Raw genomic sequence first — 16129 nt, 5'->3', positions numbered from 1 at the left:
CGGTGCCAGACTGGGCCACATGAGCTCACTACTGCTGACCGGCGCTACCGGAACTCTCGGTCGTGCGATCGACTCGCTCGCGCCGCCACGCGCCGCGCGCACGCTCAGCCGACGGCCCGCACCGGCCGGACGTGCCCCAGCCACCTGGGCGCAGGGCGACCTGTCCACCGGCGAGGGCCTCGATGCCGCCCTCACGGGCGTCGACACGATCATCCACTGCGCCACAAATTCGCGCGGGGGCGACGCACGCATGACCCGTCGACTCGTGGACGCCGCCCGTCGCTCGGCCACACCACCGCACCTCATCTACGTCTCCATCGTGGGGGTCGACCGCATTCCGCTAGGCTATTACCGGGAGAAACGAGCCACCGAAGACGTGGTCGAGAGTTCGGGGCTGCCGTTCACGATTCAACGCGCCACCCAGTTTCACAACCTGATCTTCACGATTTTCACGTCCCAACGCCAGATGCCCGTGGTGCTGGCCCCCAGCATCCGCTTGCAGCCGATCGACGTGCACTACGTGGCCGACCAGTTGCTGGCCCTCGCCCTCACCCGAGGCTCAGGGCGGGTGGCCGACATCGGCGGGCCCCAGGTGGTGCGAGCCTCCGACCTGGCCCGGGCCACGCTCAAGTCAATCGGTACGCGGCGCCCCGTGGTTCCCGTGCTGCTTCCCGGCGCCACGTTCGCCGCCTTCCGGGCAGGCCACAATCTGGCCCCCGGCAACCGCCTCGGCACCCGCACCTACGACGACTTTCTCGCCGGCCTCCCCGTCTGATCCCGCGCCGCCGTGCTGGCCGCCTTGCCTCCCAATGGCGAATTCAGGAGAAACTCCCAAGCCGCGAGGAGGATCCGCGTCGTTTCGGGGCCAGCCGTGGCCGCTACCATCGGCTTACCTGAATTGGCCCCCGGGATCGGCGGGCTACTGGGTGAGTTGGTGGGCGCGCTGGGTGGAGATTCCGAAGGCCCGAGCCACGGCGTCGAGGGTGTACCCCTGTTCGCGCAGCCCCTGAACGGCGCGCTTGCGCAGCACGGCGGCCTCCAGGGTGGCTGCTCGCGCGACCTCGCAGAGCTCCTGCGCGCTGCCCCAGATCACCAGTGTCTCGTCGGGAATCTGCAGGGTCACGTTCACGTCGACGTCCTCGGGCGACCGGTGCAGCCACAGCGCCGCGACCTCGGTGGCGGTCGCGTCGATCCGCTTTACGGTCGAGGCCTGGCCGCCGGTGCCGAGCTCGGGAATATCGATCGCCCAGCCCTTGCCCCGAAGCGTGGCTGTTGCTTCGATGACCGCACTCGGGATCGCTGTCGACATTGACGCTTCTTCCTGCTAACCCCGTGAAAAACTGGCTCGTTCCCTCAACGTACCGGACGGCCGTTCAGTAACAGAAGGGCCTTTTGGCCCCCATGTCCCCTTAACTGGATTCAGCCTCGAGCACGGCGGCCTCGAAGGCAACCCACGGCAGCATCGCGCACTTCACCCGGGCTGGGTAACGGGAGACTCCCCCGAAGGCGGCCGCGTCGCCGAGCACCTCTTCGTCGGGTTCGATCGTCCCACGGGAGCGCAGCATCTCGCGAAAGGTGTCGAGAATCGCACGAGCCTCCGCCACGGTGAGCCCCCGCAGCTCGTCGTTAAGCACCGAAGCGGATGCTACGGAGATGGAGCAGCCCTCGCCGCGCCAGACGAGGTGTTCGACGCGCGCCTCTGCCCCGGCCGGGCTCAGCGTCACCCGCATGGTCACCTCGTCACCGCAGGTCGTGTTCACCTGGTGGGACTCGGCCACGCGCGCCTCGCCGTGCACAGGCGCGGGCATGTCCGCCAGGGGCTCCGCGGAGGCACCGTGCCGGGCCTTCGAGTGATCGAGAATGATCGTCTGGTACAGCTGCTGCAGGTTGCTCATCGGGTTGCTCCAAAGAAGGGCGCGACCTCACGCAGGGTGGACAGGAACTGGTCCACCTCGTCGGTCGTCGTGTACAGGTACGTGCTCGCGCGGGTCGACGCCGTCACGCTGAGGCGCCGGTGCAGCGGCTGGGCGCAGTGATGCCCCACCCGCACGGCGATTCCGGCATCGTCGAGGAACTGCCCCACGTCGTGGGCGTGCACGCCCGCCACGTCGAAGGACGCCAGGCCGAGGCGCTCCACACCCAGCCCGGGACCGAGCAGGCGGATGCCCGGAATCTCACCGAGACCGGCCACCAGCCGCTGCCCCAACTCGGCCTCGCGTGCGCCGATGCGCTCCATGCCGGTCTCCCGGAGGTAGTCGACGGCCGCGGAGAGGGCGATGGCCTGCGAGATGCGCTGCGTGCCAGCCTCAAAACGCTGGGGCGGCGCCAGGAATTCGGCACCCTGCATGTCGACAGTGGTGATCATCGACCCACCGGTCAGGAAAGGCGGCATGCCGGCGAGCAGCTCCGCTTTGCCGAAGAGCGCGCCAATTCCCGTGGGCCCGAGCATCTTGTGCCCGGAGAACACGGCGAAGTCCACGTCGAGCTCGGCGACGTTCACCGGCCGGTGCGGCACCGACTGGCAGGCGTCAAGCACCACGAGCGCGCCGACGCGGCGCGCGAGGGCCACAAGGTCGGCGACGGGGTTGATCACTCCGGTGACATTTGAGGCGTGTGTGAACGCCAGCACCCGCGTGCGGGCGCCCACGATCTCGCCGGCCGCCGCCATGTCGAGCGTGCCATCGTCGTGAATCGGAAGGTAGCGCAGCGTCGCGCCTGTGCGCAACGCAAGCTGCTGCCACGGAATCAGGTTGGCGTGGTGCTCCATCTCGGTGACCACGATCTCGTCGCCGGTGCCGAGGGCGAACCGCTTCGCCGCGGATCCCCCCAGCCCGAGCGAGGCGTTGGAAAACGAATAGGCCACGAGGTTGATTGCCTCTGTGGCGTTGGAGGTCCAGACCACCTCGTCGGTCTGCGCCCCGATGAACGCCGCCACGGTCTCACGGGCGGCCTCGAAGGCCTCGGTGGCTCCCACCGCTAGAGTGTGCGCACCCCGGTGTACCGCGGCGTTGCGCTGCTCGTAATACTCCTGCTCGGCCTCCATCACACTGATCGGGTTCTGCGAAGTCGCGCCGGAATCCAGATAATTGAGCGGATGTCCGTTCACCAGTTGGTGCAGCACGGGAAAATCATTGCGGATGCGGTCAACCTCGACGGCGGTCAGTGTGGGCGCTGCCGAGGTCGGTGGAACAAGAGACGTCATGCTTCAAGGATATTGCCTTCTGCCGCTCGCGTTCCCGGCCACGTAACACGGCGAGCGGTGGAATTCGCCGGGGAGCCGTGTCACTCTTGAAGGGTGACTATGACCGACCCCCTGCTCGATCTGCGCTCCGAGGCGGCGCTCGAGCGACCCTGGATCACGCTCGTGTGGGACGACCCTGTCAACCTCATGTCGTACGTCTCGTATGTCTTCCGGAGGTATTTCGGCGTCACGCCGCAGGAAGCAGAGCGGCTGATGTTGCAGGTGCACAACAACGGAAAGGCCGTGGTTTCCACCGGCAACCGGGAGGCCATGGAACGCCACGTCGAGGCCATGCACGGTTACGGTCTCTGGGCCACCCTCGCCAAGGCCGAGGCATGAACCGCTTCGGACTCAACGCCGCCGGCTCGCTGCTGGGGCGGTTCGAGCCGATCGAGGTCGACCTGCTGAAACTCGTCGTCACGCAACTCGTGGAGATGCTCGAAGACGCGGGCGAGAACGTGCCGGCGGCCTCGACCGACCCGGCCTTTCGCCGGATGCTTCCCGACGCCTACCCCGACGACGACGAGGCCAGCGCTGAATTCCGGCGGTTCACCGCCGGGGACCTGCTCGACGGCAAAGCCTTCAACGCCGGCGTTGTGCTTGCAACGCTCGGTGCGGCCCTCGCCGACCCGCCGCAGGCCGACGCCGCGCACCTGCGGCACGACATCGACGAGCCCGCCGAACGAGAGGCCGTGACCCTCGACCTCGACCCCGAGGCGGTGCAATCCTGGCTGCGCACCCTCACCGACCTCCGGCTTACGCTCGCGGAGCGGTTGCTGATCTCCCCCGATGGCACCATGCACCTCCGCAGCGACGAAGAGCCTTTCCTTCGCGAACTCTACGAATGGCTCGGGAGCGTGCAGGAATCCCTCGTCTACTCGATCGACATATAGTCTGCAGCGGCCACTCCTCACACGGGGGTCGCGTCGGCGTCGGCGAGACGCTCCCGGTCGCGTAACATCTGAACACAGCAGCTTGTCGTTAGTTTGTCTTCATCCGGTGCCCAGCGGCGCTCACCGGGCTCGTTCACCGTACCCGCTCCCGAGCCGCTCTTCACCCGGCGGTCCCGGCATCCGTCGGAGGAATCCATGGACCTCAACACCGTGACGACCATCATCCCGGCCCGCCACCGCGACGATCTGCGAGCCCTCGGCCCCGGCGTGGTGCCCCTGGCCGGCGGCTCTGAACTCTTCGCCGACCCGCGCGTGCACCTCAGCGGCCTCGTCGACCTGCAGACCTTCGAGTGGCCAGCCCTCACGGTGACCGACGACGACGGCCTCGAGATCGCCGCGACCTGCACACTCGCCCAGCTGTCGCGGCTGCCTGCCCGGCCGGACTGGACGGCGCATCCGTTGTTCTTTCAGTGCTGCACGGCGCTCTTCGGCTCATTCAAGGTGTGGAACGTGGCCACGGTGGGCGGCAACCTCGCCACGGCCCTGCCGGCCGGGCCCATGATCACCCTCGCGGTCGCCCTCGACGCCGAGCTGCTCGTGTGGCGGGCCGACGGCCGCGACGAGCGGATGCCGGCGGCCAATTTCGTGACCGGCAACATGACCACGGTGCTCGACGAGGGCGACGTGCTGCGGTCCATCCATGTGTCCGCGCAACGACTCGGCTCGCGAACGGCGTACCGTAAGATCGCCCTCTCGCCACTCGGCCGCTCGGGCGCCGTGCTCGTGGGACGCCTCGACACCGACGGCACATTCGTGCTCACCGTGACGGCAGGCACCGTTCGGCCCGTGCAGCTCCGTTTTGCGGCACTGCCCTCCGCGGACGCTGTGCACTCCCGCATCGACGCCATCGACGACTGGTTCACGGACGCCCACGGCGCAGCGGACTGGCGCCAAGCGGTGAGCGCGGTGCTCGCCAGGGAAATCCTCGAGGAGCTCACCCACGGCGCGCCGGCCGAGAACTCCGAGGCCCGGGCATGATCCTCGACGTGAACGGCGAGAGCACAGAGGTCAGCCCTGCGCCCGGCCAGACCCTGCGCAGCCTGCTGCGCGCCCAGGAGCACTTCGAGGTGAAAAAGGGCTGCGACACCGGAGACTGCGGCGCCTGTTCCGTGCTGCTCGACGGCTTGCCCGTGCATTCCTGCATCTACCCCGCCTTCCGCGCGGAGGGCAAGGCCATCACGACGGCCGCGGGCCTCGGGGAGCCGGGCGCCCTGCACCCGGTGCAGCAGCGGTTCGTCGACGCTGCCGGCTTTCAATGCGGGTTCTGCACCGCCGGAATGGTGGTGACGGCGTCGACCTTCGACGAGCACGACCAGAACGAGCTACCGCGGCTGCTCAAGGGAAACCTGTGCCGCTGCACGGGGTACCGTTCCATCCACGACGCCATTGTCGGAACGCACACTCCGAGCGACGGGGCCCCGCCTGCCACACCCGAGTCAACGATGGGTCCGATCCTGCGCACCCGCCGGGCGGCCGACCGGCCCCGTGACGAGTCGGGACGAGTCGGCACCTCGCTGCGTGCCCTCGCGAGCGAGCGGGTGGTGACCGGCCGGGAGCCCTACACCCTCGACGTGGCAGTTGCCGGGCTGCTGCACCTGAGCGTGCTGCCGAGCCCGCACGCATCCGCTCGAATCCTCACCCTGGACACCCGCGCGGCGCGAGCACTGCCGGGAGTGCACGCGGTGCTCACCCACCTCGACTCCCCAGACCTGCTGTACTCCACCGCACGGCACGAAGACCGCCTCGACGACCCCGACGACACCAGGGTCTTCGACACCGTGCTGCGCTTTCGCGGGCAGCGGGTCGCCGCGGTGGTCGCCGAGTCGGTAGCGATAGCAGAGGCCGCCTGTCGGCTCATCGAGGTGGAGTACGAGCTCCGGCCCGCCGTCTTCGACCCGGCGGAGGCCGTGCTGCCGGGAGCGCACCTCGTTCACGACGACAAGAACGCCGTGGTCTCGCGCATTGCCGACCCGCGCCGTAACCTCGTGGCCGAGTTGCACGGCGAATACGGCGACGTGGCCGTGGGACTCAGCGACGCCACGACCGTCGTGTCGGGCACGTGGCAGACCCAGCGCATCGCGCACATGGCCTTGGAGACGCACGGCACGATCGGCTGGATGGAGAAGGACCGGCTCGTGCTGCGCACGAGTTCCCAGGTGCCGTTCCTCGTGCGCCGCGAAATCTGTCGACTCTTCGACCTCGAGCCCGACGCCGTGCGGGTTTTCACCGCCCGCGTGGGCGGCGGCTTCGGCGGCAAGCAGGAAATCCTCACGGAAGACGTGGTCGCGCTTGCCGTGCTCAGCACAGGCCGCCCTGTGCAGTACGAGTTCACCCGCACTGACGAGTTCACCGTGACGCCCGTTCGACACCCAATGCGCATCGACGTGACGCTCGGCGCGACCGACTCCGGCCACCTCACCGCCCTGACCGTGGGGGTGCTCTCCGACACAGGCGCCTACGGCAACCACGGGCCCGGCGTCATGTTCCACGGCACGTCCGAGTCGGTCGCGCTCTACCGTTCGCCGAACAAGCGAGTGGATGCCGAGTGTGTGTACACGAACAATCCTCCCTCGGGCGCGTTCCGCGGTTACGGCCTGGGCCAAGTGATCTTCGCGGTCGAATCCGCGATGGACGAGCTCGCGCGCGAGCTGGCCATCAACCCCTTCGACCTGCGGCGTCTCAACTCCGTGCTGCCCGGCGACCCACTGGTGGTCACGCACGTGGAGGGCGACGACCTGATCTTCGGCAGCTACGGCCTCGACCAGTGCCTCGACCTCGCTCAGGCTGCCCTCGGCCGCGGACACGGCCGGGCGGCGCCGATCGGTTCCGCGTGGCGGGTGGGCGAGGGCATGGCGTCCGCGATGATCGCCACGACTCCCCCGCGCGGGCACTTCTCGGAGGCCTCGATCACCCTCACCGGCGACGCACGCTACACCGTGCGGGTGGGTACGACCGAGTTCGGAAACGGCACCACCACGGTGCACGCGCAGATCGCCGCGACCGTGCTCGGCACCACGCCCGACCGCGTCGATATTCGCCATTCCGACACGGATGCCGCCGGTTATGACACCGGGGCCTACGGTTCGGCGGGCGTCGTCGTCGCCGGTAAGGCCGTGCTCGGCGCGGCCGAACAGTTGGCGCGCCTGATGACAGGCACTGCCGAGAGGCTGCGCGGCCGACCCGGCACCTGGCTGCTCGAGAGCGACGGGTTGCGCTCCAACGACGTGTTCCTCTCGCTCGCCGAGATCGCCGACGCAGCCGGCCCCGACGGGTTGCGGGCCGTCGGCAACGAGACCGGCGCACGCCGCTCGCTGGCCTTCAATGTGCACGCCTTCCGCGTGGCCGTAAACACCCTCACCGGAGAGATCCGTATTCTGCAGTCCATCCAGGCCGCCGACGCGGGGTTTGTCATGAACCCCGAGCAGACGCGTGGGCAGGTGGAAGGCGGGGTGGCGCAGGCCATCGGCACCGCTCTCTTCGAGGAGGTTGCCCTCGACGGCGCTGGCACGGTGACCACGCGGGTGCTGCGTAATTACCACGTTCCGCAGCTCGTCGACCTGCCCGTCACCGAGGTCTACTTCGCGCGGACCAGCGACGACCTCGGTCCGTACGGGGCAAAGTCCATGAGCGAGTCCACCTACAACCCGGTGGCTCCGGCGCTCGCGAATGCGGTGCGTGACGCGATCGGCATTCGTCCCACCGAACTGCCGATGAGCCGCGACCGCATCTGGCGGCTCCTGCAGCCGTAGCCGATCAGACGGTGGCGTGGATGGGGCCGGCCAGGCCGCGCAGAGCGGCACCGGATGCCCCGGTTCTCGCCGCGAGCACCTCCGCCAGAATCGAGACGGCTGTCTCCTGTGGGGTGCAGGCACCCACGTCGAGGCCGATCGGGGAGTGGAGCCGGCCGAGCTCGTCGGCGGTCAGCCCCGCCTCGGTGAGGCTGCGCATCCGTTTGTCGTGCGTGCGCCGCGACCCCATGGCCCCCACGTACCCCACGGGCATGCGCAGCGCCAGGGTGAGCAACGGAATATCGAAGCGTTCGTCGTGCGTGAGCACGCAGATCACCGTGCGCACGTCCACCTCGGTGCGGGCGAGGTATTGGCTGGGCCATTCGACAACAACGTCGTGGGCGGAAGGGAACCGCGCCGCCGTGGCGAAGACAGCGCGGGCATCGCAGACCGTGACTCTGTAGCCGAGCAGCGAGGCTGCGTCGGCGACGGCGGCGGAGAAATCGACGGCGCCGAAGACGATGAACCGCGCCGGTGCGGCGGACACGAGGTAGAGCACGCGGGAGGTGGCCCCGTTGCACTCGATCGTTTCGGTTGCAGTGCTGCCCGCCGCCATGCGCGACCGTAGCTCTGAACGAATGCGCCGGAGCGTCTCCCTGTCTGGTTCTCCGGTGGAATCGGTGGCTTCGGTCGTGGCTCCGCGCGCCGCCACAGCGGCGCGCCCCACGCGCCGTCGCTCGGCGCCCAGCGGAACGATGTGTCCCACGCCCGGTCCCGCCACGACGATGGCGAGCGCGGCGGGCTCCCCCCGCCGAGCGGCCTCAAGCTCTGCGCGCACAGCAGGATTGAGCGCATTGCGCTGCCCCGGCGGGGCGAGCTCGGCCACGAACACCTCAAGCTGGCCACCGCAGCTCAGGCCCACGGCGAAGGCATCCGTGTCGCTCACGCCGAATTCGGTCAGTGCAGCGCGGCCATCGTGCAGCACTGTTTCAGACAGGTCATAAACGGCACCTTCCACGCATCCGCCCGAGATACTGCCGATCACGACTCCTGCCTCGTCCACGGCCATCGAGGTGCCGAGGGTGCGCGGCGCGCTGCCAAGAACACGGGTGACGGTGGCCACAGCCACCCGTCGGCCGTCATCGAGGGCATCCAACAGCGAACCGGCAATTTCAAGCACGAGTCACTCCTCCGGCCCCACACGTCATGGGCGCTCCCACCGGTCCAGAATACCGTGAGGTGCTGCCGTACCCGGGGAACGCCGGGTGGTATTCCCCATGAACATCCGTGCTCCTAACGGGCATGTCCGGGCATTCCCATGCGGCGAAGCACGAGTGTTTCCGCGAGTTGGGCAACCCCGTACAGCACGAGCGATACGACGGTAATCACCACCACGGATGCCCAGACCTCGTTGTTTCGCACCTGTGCCGCGGCCGTGACGATGCCGTTTCCCAGTCCCCGCCCGGTGGACAGCCATTCCGCGAGCAGGGCCCCGGTGATCGCGGCCGGAATCGAGATCTTGACCGCAGCGAAGAACGACGGCAGCGAACTCGGCAGCGCGACCAGCCGCAGCGCGGTGAAAGCGTTTCCACCGTAGACGGCGATCACATCGCTCATGTGCGGAGAGGCGGACCGGAGCCCGAACGCGATGTTGACCAGCGCGGGGAACAGCACCACGATGCTGCCCATCACGACCACTGTCATAATGCCGCGGCCGGTGATCAGGCTGATCACCGGGGCCAGCGCCACGAGCGGCACAGACCGCAACAGCAGGGCGAGGGGCATCAGGGCGTTCTCGATACCCCTGGACAGCGTGAACACCGTGGCGAGCACGAGTGCCGCCACCAGCCCGGCGACGAAACCGAGGAAGGCGTCACCGAGCGTCACGACGAGGTTGGCGCCGATCCCGGCCCGGTTCTCGGCCGCGGCCGGCACCGTGACCAGCCAGGTGAACACGTCTACCGGGCCCTTGGCCAGAAACGGCGACACACCGAGCACCATCAGCAGGCCCTGCCAGCTGAGCACGACGAGCACGAGGGTGCCGAGGCCGGTGAGCAGGCCGCGTGCGAGCGTGCCGACCATTCCGCGCGCCGCCGCGCTCGCGGCCCGAGGCTCCGTGCGATCGGTCGCTGCCGGCGCCGCCGGCGAGTAGATTCTCCTCATCTCAGGCCGCCCGTGACCAGGGGGTGGTCACCCGGGCGATCAGCGCGAACACCGCACAACCGAGCCCGGCCACGAGTCCGGCCACGAGGGCGAGGCTCCACACCCGGTCCACGTTCGCGGACGACCCGGCCACGAGCATGGCGAAGCCCAGTCCGCGCTCCAAGCCGCCGAGGTATTCCCCGAGAATCGCGCCCAGAAACGCGGCCGGCGCGGCCACCTGGAGGGCAGTTAACACGCTCGGCCGGCCGGCGACGACGCGCACCAGGCGGAGTTGGGTGAACCGGCTGCCCCCGTAGGCCCTCACAATGTCAAGGCTCGCGGTATCCGCTGCCTTCAATCCAACGAGCGACCCGACGACTGTGGTGAAGAACACCGACATGGCGGCCAGGAAAACGGCGGTCCCGGACGGGTCTCCCCTCTGCGGGGCGCCGATCACGATGTAGGCGATCGGGCCAATGGCCACGATGGGAATGCAGTCGGTGATGACGGCGATCTGCCGTGCGATCTTCTCGACCCCGGGCAGCACGAGCACGATGCCGGACAGCAGCAGGGCGAGGGAGTTACCCCAGAGAAAACCGCGCGCGGCCTCCTGAACGGTGACGGAGACGTGCGGCCAGTAAAAGGCGGGGCCGTCGGCCCACAGCTGTAGCCAGACATCGCCCGGCGTGGGGATCGCGCCGCCGGGCATCGAGCCCAGTCCGCTAAAAACCGTGGCGGCACCGAGCCACCACAGCACGATCACCAGCACGACACCGACGATGCCGGTGGCCCACCCGGGCAGGCCGCGCACCGTCACGAGATGCCGGACGCCACGGATACGGGCACGTCGCCTGTCGCCAGGGCACCTCGGGGGGTCGTCGCTGCCGAAGAGCAGGTCGGACGCCCTGTCGTGCAGGCCATGGAAGGCGGGCGTGCGCATCATCTCGGGGTGCCGCAGCCGCGGCAGGTCGATCTCGATGATCTCCTTGATGCGCCCGGGCCGGACACTCATCACAGCCACCCGGTCGGAGAGGAAGATCGCCTCAGAGATGCCGTGCGTCACCATGAGCGTGGTGGCCGGTTTCGCAGTCCAGATGCGCAGCAACTCACGGTTGAGCCGCTGCCGCGTCATATCGTCGAGGGCGCCGAAGGGTTCGTCGAGCAGCAGCACCTCGGGCTTAAGCACGAGCGAACGAGCCATCGACACCCGTTGGCGCATGCCACCAGAAAGCTGGGCCGGCCTGGCCCTCTCGAATCCGGTCAGCCCCACCAGAGAGATCAGTTCGGTCACATAGTCCTCGTCGACGGGCAGCCGGGCCACCTCGAAGGGAAGCCTGATATTGCCGCGCACGCTTCGCCACGGGAGCAGGGCCGCGTCCTGGAACGCGATGCCGAGACCGTGCTTCTTCCGGAGTTCGCCCGGCGTCTGCCCGTCGACCCGTGCGGTGCCGCTCGCGGCTGTGTCGAGGCCGGCGAGGATGCGCAGGATGGTGGATTTGCCGCACCCCGATGGGCTTCACACGGCTGCTACCCCTCGATTCGACGGTCGCCGGATCGGTTGAGGTGCGCCTCCCGGCCACTCAGGTACTTCTGCCCGGGGTCGTCGACACGCACGTGCACGTGAACGAACCGGGGCGAACCGAGTGGGAGGGCTTCGCAAGCGCCACCGCGGCAGCAGCGGCCGGTGGCGTGACGACGATCATCGATATGCCCCTCAACAGCATTCCACCGACCACCACCGTGGCAGCGCTCGACCTCAAGCGGGCGGCGGCCGCGCCGCAGGCATCCGTTCATGTGGGCTTCTGGGGCGGGGTCGTGCCGGAAAACCTCGGTTCGCTGCGGGCGCTGCACGACGCCGGCGTCTTTGGTTTCAAGGCCTTCCTCTCCCCCTCAGGTGTCGAGGAGTTCCCGGAGCTCAGCGCCGACGAGCTGCTCACGGCGGCACTGGAGATCGCCGCTTTCGGGGGTCTGCTTCTCGTTCATGCCGAGGATCCGCGTGTTCTCGAGGGAGCGACATATCCGGACGGCCCGACATATGCCGATTTCGTGATGAGTCGACCAGACGAGGCCGAAGTGAGTGCGATCGCGACCGTGATCGACGCGGTGCGACGCACCGGGGTACGCGCGCATGTTCTGCACCTGTCGTCGGCAGCCGCTCTCCCGCAACTCGCTGCGGCGCGCCGAGAAGGCCTGCCGATCACCGTGGAGACCTGCCCGCACTACCTCAGCTTCGCCGTAGAGGGCATCGACGACGGTGCGACGCAGTTCAAATGCTGCCCGCCGATCCGTTCGGCGGCCAACCGCGAGCTGCTCTGGCAGGGGCTCAGCGACGGCCTCATCGATCTGGTGGCCTCCGATCACTCGCCGGCCACCCAAGAACTCAAGCTCGGCCATGGCGGAGACTTCGCCCTGGCCTGGGGCGGCATCTCCGGCCTGCAGCTGAGCCTCGCGGCAGTGTGGTCGGGGGCAAAGGAGCGCGGCATCGGCCTCGACAGAGTCGCCGGGTGGATGAGCCGCGCCACAGCAGATTTTGTCGGCCTACCGACCAAGGGTCGAATCGAGGTGGGAGCGGCTGCCGACCTCGTCGCTTTCGCCCCGGACGAGACGTTTCTGGTGCGGGCGGACGAGCTCAGGCACCGAAACCCGGTGACGGCCTTCGATGGTGTGAGCCTCCACGGAAGGGTGCACGAGACCTGGGTCGCCGGTCGCTCCGTGTACTCAGCCCACGACGTCCGCTCCCCTGGACACGCGGGAAGCCTCCTCACCGGATAACCCCGCAGCACGAGCCATGACTTTTCAGCAGCAAGGAGCACCACAGATGTCGATCGTTTTGGGATCAAACCGCTACGGCAAGGCGGAGAACCGCATCGTGCGCATCTACCGCGACACGCCCCGTCATGAGATTCATGACATCAGCGTGTCGACGGCCCTGCGCGGCGATTTCGCCGCCGCCCATCTCGCCGGCGATCAGTCCCAGGTGCTGCCGACGGACACGCAGAAGCAGACCGCGTACTCGTTCGCGAAGGAAAAGGGCCTGCTGTCCATCGAGAGTTATGCCCTCAACCTCGCCACGCACTTCGTTGACCACATCGCGCCCGTGCACAACGCGCGCATCGAGGTGGAGGAATTCGCCTGGGAACGCGTGGTCCTGGACGGCACTGAACACGACCACACCTGGGTGCGCCGCGGACAGGAGACGCGCACGGCCAGCGTGACCGTGGACGGCACGGGCGATGCGCAGCGCACCTGGGTGATCGGTGGGTTGAAGGACCTGGTCATTCTCAAGTCGACAGGGTCCGAGTTTGCTGGATTCATGCAGGACCAGTACACACTCCTGCAGCCCACTAACGACCGCGTGATGGCCACATCGCTCACGGCGGAGTGGCGCTTCAGCAGCACGGACGTGGAGTGGGAAGACGCCTACGCGCAGATCAGGCAGCTCCTGATCAAGCAGTTCGCGATGGTGCATTCCCTCGCCCTGCAGCAGACGCTCTATGAGATGGGAAAGGCCATCCTCGAGGCGTGTCCGTTCATAACGGAGGTGCGGCTGTCGGCGCCGAACAAGCATCATTTTCTCTACGACCTGTCCCCGTTCGGCGTGGAGAACACCAATGAGGTGTTCTATGCCTCGGATCGTCCCTACGGCCTCATCCAGACGACCGTGCTGCACGACGACGCGCCGGACGCGGGGCCCGCCTGGGACTCCTACACCGGGCTGGTCTGAACTCACATCCACGGGTGTGTATCGTATGCATGTGCATAGAAATGAGGGCCGCGTCTCACCCGGCCACGTCTACCGTGGCCACGTCTTCGACATTGCGGGTTCGCCGACCCTCGCCGAGGCCCGCTCCCAGCTCCGGTCGATCCCGAACGGCGCGCTGGCGGTGCGCGCACAGGGCACGATCGCCTGGCGGGGGCCGTTCGTCGAGCTGCCAGCGGAGTTCGCCTCGTGGGGCGTCTCCGGAGATGCCGGCCACTTTCTCCTACCCGGGTTCGTCGACGCGCACGTCCACCTCGCCCAGACCTACTCGACGGATGCCTTCGGCGGCGGTCAGCTACTGGACTGGCTCGACTCGTGCGTGTTTCCCGCCGAAGCGCGACTGCAGGACACCGCCTTCGCGTCACGCATCGCGCGGGACTTCACCCGCCGGCGCGTAGCGGCCGGCACCACGAGCGCGCTCGTGTTCGGCTCGGCATTTCCTGAGGCGCAGCACGAGCTGTTCGAGGCGACGGAGCGTTCGGGGCTGCGGATCGTGAGTGGCCGCGGTATTCAGACCGTGGGACCGGAGTCATCCGCGGAGTTGCTCACCACGGAGGCGACCGCCCTGGAGCTCTCGGCCGCCGAGATATCCCGCTGGCACGCCGCCGACACCGGCGACGCCGCCAACGCCCTGCTGCAGGTAGCGCTCGTGCCGCGGTTCAGTTTGTCGGTGACGCCCACGACGCTCGCCGGGCTCGGCGACCTCTACGACGACGTTCGAGCCAGCGGGGTCTACTTCCACAGCCACCTGAGCGAGAACGTGGGCGAAATTGCCGCTGTGGAGTCGGTTTACGACACTCGCAGATACCTCGACACCTACGACGGGCTTTTTCGGCCGGGGTCGGCGCGCGGCGGGTCGAGCCTGCTCGGGCGGCGCAGTATTGTCGCACACGCCGTGCACTGCACGGACCACGAGCTTTCGCGGCTGGCCGAGACCGGCAGCTCGATCGCCCATTGCCCCACGTCGCAGCAGTTCCTCGCGTCCGGCACGATGCCGTGGCGTCGGACCGCCGACTTCGGCGTGAATGTGGCGATCGGCAGCGATGTGGGTGCTGGCGATGAGTGGCTGATTTCCCGGGTGCTCAACGACGCGTTCAAGGTCCATCTGTCGGAGCCTGGAACGGCAAGCGTTTCACTGCATCCGGCCGAAATGTTGTTCACCGGCACCCTCGCCGGCGCTCGGGCACTCGACATGGAAGAGCGCTACGGCAACTTCGATGTGGGCAAGGATGCGGACTTCCTCGTAATCGAACCTGACCGCTGGGAACCCCTGGCCATCGTGCTTGACAACGGCATCCGCGCCGACGATGCCGAGCGTGCCGCCGAGCAGACCCTGTTCACGCTGCTGATGGCTCTGCGCGAGCCGGCCATCTCCGGCGTCTTTGTGCGAGGCCGCCGCGTCACGCCCGACTACATCTAGCTGCCGCGGTAGGTCGAGTAGGAGAACGGGCTGAGCAGCAGGGGCACGTGGCAGTGCGCGGCCTCGTCGGCGAGCTCGAAGGTGATCTGCACCTCGGGGTAGAACGTGGGTCGGCCAGAGGCTTCGAACCAGGTCCCCGTGTCGAAATCGAGGCGGTACCGGCCCACGGGCAGCGCGGCGGGGCCGAGATCCGCGACGCGGCCATCGGCATCCGTTTCCCCGGTCGCGAGGAGTGCCCAGCCGTCGTCCCCACGGTGCTCGAGATTCACGGCGAGGCCGCGTGCGGGGCGGCCGGTGACCGCATCCAAAACATGTGTGGTGATGCGACTGGTCACTCCGAGGCCTTGCCTGCGAGGCTGGCGAGGCGTAGCAGAGCGATGTCTCGCAGCTCGCTCTCCACGATGCGTACCTCGGCCTCGTCGTGGAGCTGAAGCCGTCGGTTGAGCTCGTTGAGAATCTGCGTGCGGGAGCGTCCGGCGGCCCGAATGAGGAATACCCGGTCGAACTTCTGCTCATACGCCCGATTTCCCTCGGCGATCGCGGCAGCGAGTGCCTCATCGTGCGCGTCGGCCGAGCGCTGCTCCCCGCGGGAGAACCGGGCGGCCTGGGAATCGCCCCGCGGCGCGTCCCCGATTCGAGGATGCCCGGCGAGAGCCTCGTCGACCTCGGCCCGGCTGAGCGGCGTCGCAGCCTCTCGTGCAGCCAGCAACAGCGCTGCGGTGCTCGCAAACGGCGCGCGGGCCATCACGTCGTCTATCCAACGGGGAACAGCGAGGCAGGAACCGAGCCACTCTCGCAACTCGGTGTTCGGCAACGTTTTCATGGTCTCCCCTGCGGTGAATCGTGAAGTGTGCCTGTTTTCGATCAGCCTATGGCCTCGGGCCA

Annotated in this window: 15 protein-coding genes and 1 pseudogene; 8 read left to right on the top strand and 8 right to left on the bottom strand. The window is 68.1% G+C overall.

Annotation, left to right across the window (positions count from 1 at the left end; genetic code table 11):
* Window positions 1-19 precede the first annotated feature (19 nt).
* A complete protein-coding gene (locus BJ997_RS06635) occupies window positions 20-775 on the top strand; it encodes an SDR family oxidoreductase (protein ID WP_035835558.1) in 756 nt (251 codons plus the stop codon).
* 144 nt (window positions 776-919) lie between these two features.
* Here BJ997_RS06635 and BJ997_RS06630 read toward each other — a convergent pair whose 3' ends face one another.
* The 3 genes from BJ997_RS06630 to BJ997_RS06620 all read right to left on the bottom strand — a co-directional run bounded on the left by BJ997_RS06630 (window position 920) and on the right by BJ997_RS06620 (window position 3202).
* Window positions 920-1309, bottom strand: coding sequence for a hypothetical protein (locus BJ997_RS06630; RefSeq protein ID WP_052541987.1), 390 nt, complete (start codon window positions 1307-1309; stop codon window positions 920-922).
* A 100-nt stretch (window positions 1310-1409) separates the two neighbouring features.
* Complete coding sequence (gene sufU / locus BJ997_RS06625) at window positions 1410-1895, bottom strand: Fe-S cluster assembly sulfur transfer protein SufU (protein ID WP_035835559.1); 486 nt, start codon at window positions 1893-1895, stop codon at window positions 1410-1412.
* Window positions 1892-3202, bottom strand: coding sequence for a cysteine desulfurase (locus tag BJ997_RS06620; protein WP_035835560.1), 1311 nt, complete (start codon window positions 3200-3202; stop codon window positions 1892-1894). Before BJ997_RS06620 ends, sufU begins: the two co-directional genes overlap by 4 nt.
* 99 nt (window positions 3203-3301) lie before the next feature.
* Here BJ997_RS06620 and clpS point away from each other — a divergent pair, with 99 nt between their 5' ends.
* The 4 genes from clpS to BJ997_RS06600 all read left to right on the top strand — a co-directional run bounded on the left by clpS (window position 3302) and on the right by BJ997_RS06600 (window position 7943).
* On the top strand, window positions 3302-3580 hold the full coding sequence (gene clpS, locus BJ997_RS06615) for an ATP-dependent Clp protease adapter ClpS (protein WP_035835561.1): 279 nt from the start codon (window positions 3302-3304) through the stop codon (window positions 3578-3580).
* Window positions 3577-4134 carry a DUF2017 family protein gene (locus BJ997_RS06610; protein WP_035835562.1) on the top strand — a complete coding sequence of 186 codons (558 nt, stop codon included), beginning with the start codon at window positions 3577-3579 and terminating at the stop codon, window positions 4132-4134. Before clpS ends, BJ997_RS06610 begins: the two co-directional genes overlap by 4 nt.
* A 195-nt stretch (window positions 4135-4329) precedes the next feature.
* Window positions 4330-5172 (top strand): FAD binding domain-containing protein, encoded by an 843-nt coding sequence (locus BJ997_RS06605; protein ID WP_035835563.1) that lies wholly within the window; start codon window positions 4330-4332, stop codon window positions 5170-5172.
* Window positions 5169-7943 carry a molybdopterin-dependent oxidoreductase gene (locus BJ997_RS06600; RefSeq protein ID WP_035835564.1) on the top strand — a complete coding sequence of 925 codons (2775 nt, stop codon included), beginning with the start codon at window positions 5169-5171 and terminating at the stop codon, window positions 7941-7943. The genes BJ997_RS06605 and BJ997_RS06600 overlap by 4 nt, the downstream gene beginning before the upstream one ends.
* 4 nt (window positions 7944-7947) lie before the next feature.
* Here the strand turns inward: BJ997_RS06600 and BJ997_RS06595 are convergent, their stop codons facing one another.
* The 3 genes and pseudogenes from BJ997_RS06595 to BJ997_RS21415 all read right to left on the bottom strand — a co-directional run bounded on the left by BJ997_RS06595 (window position 7948) and on the right by BJ997_RS21415 (window position 11544).
* Window positions 7948-9102 (bottom strand): XdhC family protein, encoded by a 1155-nt coding sequence (locus BJ997_RS06595; protein WP_035835565.1) that lies wholly within the window; start codon window positions 9100-9102, stop codon window positions 7948-7950.
* A 113-nt stretch (window positions 9103-9215) separates the two neighbouring features.
* A pseudogene (locus BJ997_RS22060) lies at window positions 9216-9773 on the bottom strand (ABC transporter permease); the annotation flags it as partial.
* Window positions 9774-10086: 313 nt separating this feature from the next.
* The gene (locus tag BJ997_RS21415) at window positions 10087-11544 is read right to left on the bottom strand and encodes an ATP-binding cassette domain-containing protein (RefSeq protein ID WP_236628827.1); all 1458 of its coding nucleotides are present in this window, start codon (window positions 11542-11544) and stop codon (window positions 10087-10089) included.
* A 29-nt stretch (window positions 11545-11573) separates the two neighbouring features.
* Here BJ997_RS21415 and allB point away from each other — a divergent pair, with 29 nt between their 5' ends.
* The 3 genes from allB to BJ997_RS06565 are packed head-to-tail and all read left to right on the top strand — an operon-like array spanning window position 11574 to window position 15244.
* On the top strand, window positions 11574-12836 hold the full coding sequence (gene allB, locus BJ997_RS06575) for an allantoinase AllB (protein WP_084141074.1): 1263 nt from the start codon (window positions 11574-11576) through the stop codon (window positions 12834-12836).
* A 46-nt stretch (window positions 12837-12882) separates the two neighbouring features.
* Complete coding sequence (gene pucL, locus BJ997_RS06570; RefSeq protein ID WP_035835567.1) at window positions 12883-13788, top strand: factor-independent urate hydroxylase; 906 nt, start codon at window positions 12883-12885, stop codon at window positions 13786-13788.
* A 31-nt stretch (window positions 13789-13819) separates the two neighbouring features.
* Window positions 13820-15244: an amidohydrolase family protein gene (locus tag BJ997_RS06565; RefSeq protein ID WP_236628825.1), complete on the top strand. Its 1425-nt coding sequence runs from the start codon at window positions 13820-13822 to the stop codon at window positions 15242-15244.
* On the opposite strand, the gene uraH is transcribed toward BJ997_RS06565, so the two are convergent.
* Together uraH and uraD are read right to left on the bottom strand one after the other, a co-directional pair.
* Window positions 15241-15579 (bottom strand): hydroxyisourate hydrolase, encoded by a 339-nt coding sequence (uraH, locus tag BJ997_RS06560; RefSeq protein ID WP_035835568.1) that lies wholly within the window; start codon window positions 15577-15579, stop codon window positions 15241-15243. The two genes, BJ997_RS06565 and uraH, sit on opposite strands and share 4 nt — an antisense overlap.
* Complete coding sequence (gene uraD, locus BJ997_RS06555) at window positions 15576-16067, bottom strand: 2-oxo-4-hydroxy-4-carboxy-5-ureidoimidazoline decarboxylase (RefSeq protein WP_035835569.1); 492 nt, start codon at window positions 16065-16067, stop codon at window positions 15576-15578. Before uraD ends, uraH begins: the two co-directional genes overlap by 4 nt.
* Window positions 16068-16129: the final 62 nt, after the last annotated feature.

This window comes from Cryobacterium roopkundense, assembly GCF_014200405.1.
Classification (GTDB): domain Bacteria; phylum Actinomycetota; class Actinomycetes; order Actinomycetales; family Microbacteriaceae; genus Cryobacterium; species Cryobacterium roopkundense.
The sequence above is the reverse complement of the archived record's forward strand: the minus strand, read 5'-3'. Positions and strand labels throughout refer to the sequence as shown.

Excerpts from the sequence above, each read along its gene's own strand:
- BJ997_RS06635 (WP_035835558.1), top strand. The coding sequence starts at position 20 with ATGAGCTCACTACTGCTGACCGGCGCTACCGGAACTCTCGGTCGTGCG.
- BJ997_RS06630 (WP_052541987.1), bottom strand. The coding sequence starts at position 1,309 with ATGTCGACAGCGATCCCGAGTGCGGTCATCGAAGCAACAGCCACGCTT.
- sufU (WP_035835559.1), bottom strand. The coding sequence starts at position 1,895 with ATGAGCAACCTGCAGCAGCTGTACCAGACGATCATTCTCGATCACTCG.
- BJ997_RS06620 (WP_035835560.1), bottom strand. The coding sequence starts at position 3,202 with ATGACGTCTCTTGTTCCACCGACCTCGGCAGCGCCCACACTGACCGCC.
- clpS (WP_035835561.1), top strand. The coding sequence starts at position 3,302 with ATGACCGACCCCCTGCTCGATCTGCGCTCCGAGGCGGCGCTCGAGCGA.
- BJ997_RS06610 (WP_035835562.1), top strand. The coding sequence starts at position 3,577 with ATGAACCGCTTCGGACTCAACGCCGCCGGCTCGCTGCTGGGGCGGTTC.
- BJ997_RS06605 (WP_035835563.1), top strand. The coding sequence starts at position 4,330 with ATGGACCTCAACACCGTGACGACCATCATCCCGGCCCGCCACCGCGAC.
- BJ997_RS06600 (WP_035835564.1), top strand. The coding sequence starts at position 5,169 with ATGATCCTCGACGTGAACGGCGAGAGCACAGAGGTCAGCCCTGCGCCC.
- allB (WP_084141074.1), top strand. The coding sequence starts at position 11,574 with ATGGGCTTCACACGGCTGCTACCCCTCGATTCGACGGTCGCCGGATCG.
- pucL (WP_035835567.1), top strand. The coding sequence starts at position 12,883 with ATGTCGATCGTTTTGGGATCAAACCGCTACGGCAAGGCGGAGAACCGC.
- uraD (WP_035835569.1), bottom strand. The coding sequence starts at position 16,067 with ATGAAAACGTTGCCGAACACCGAGTTGCGAGAGTGGCTCGGTTCCTGC.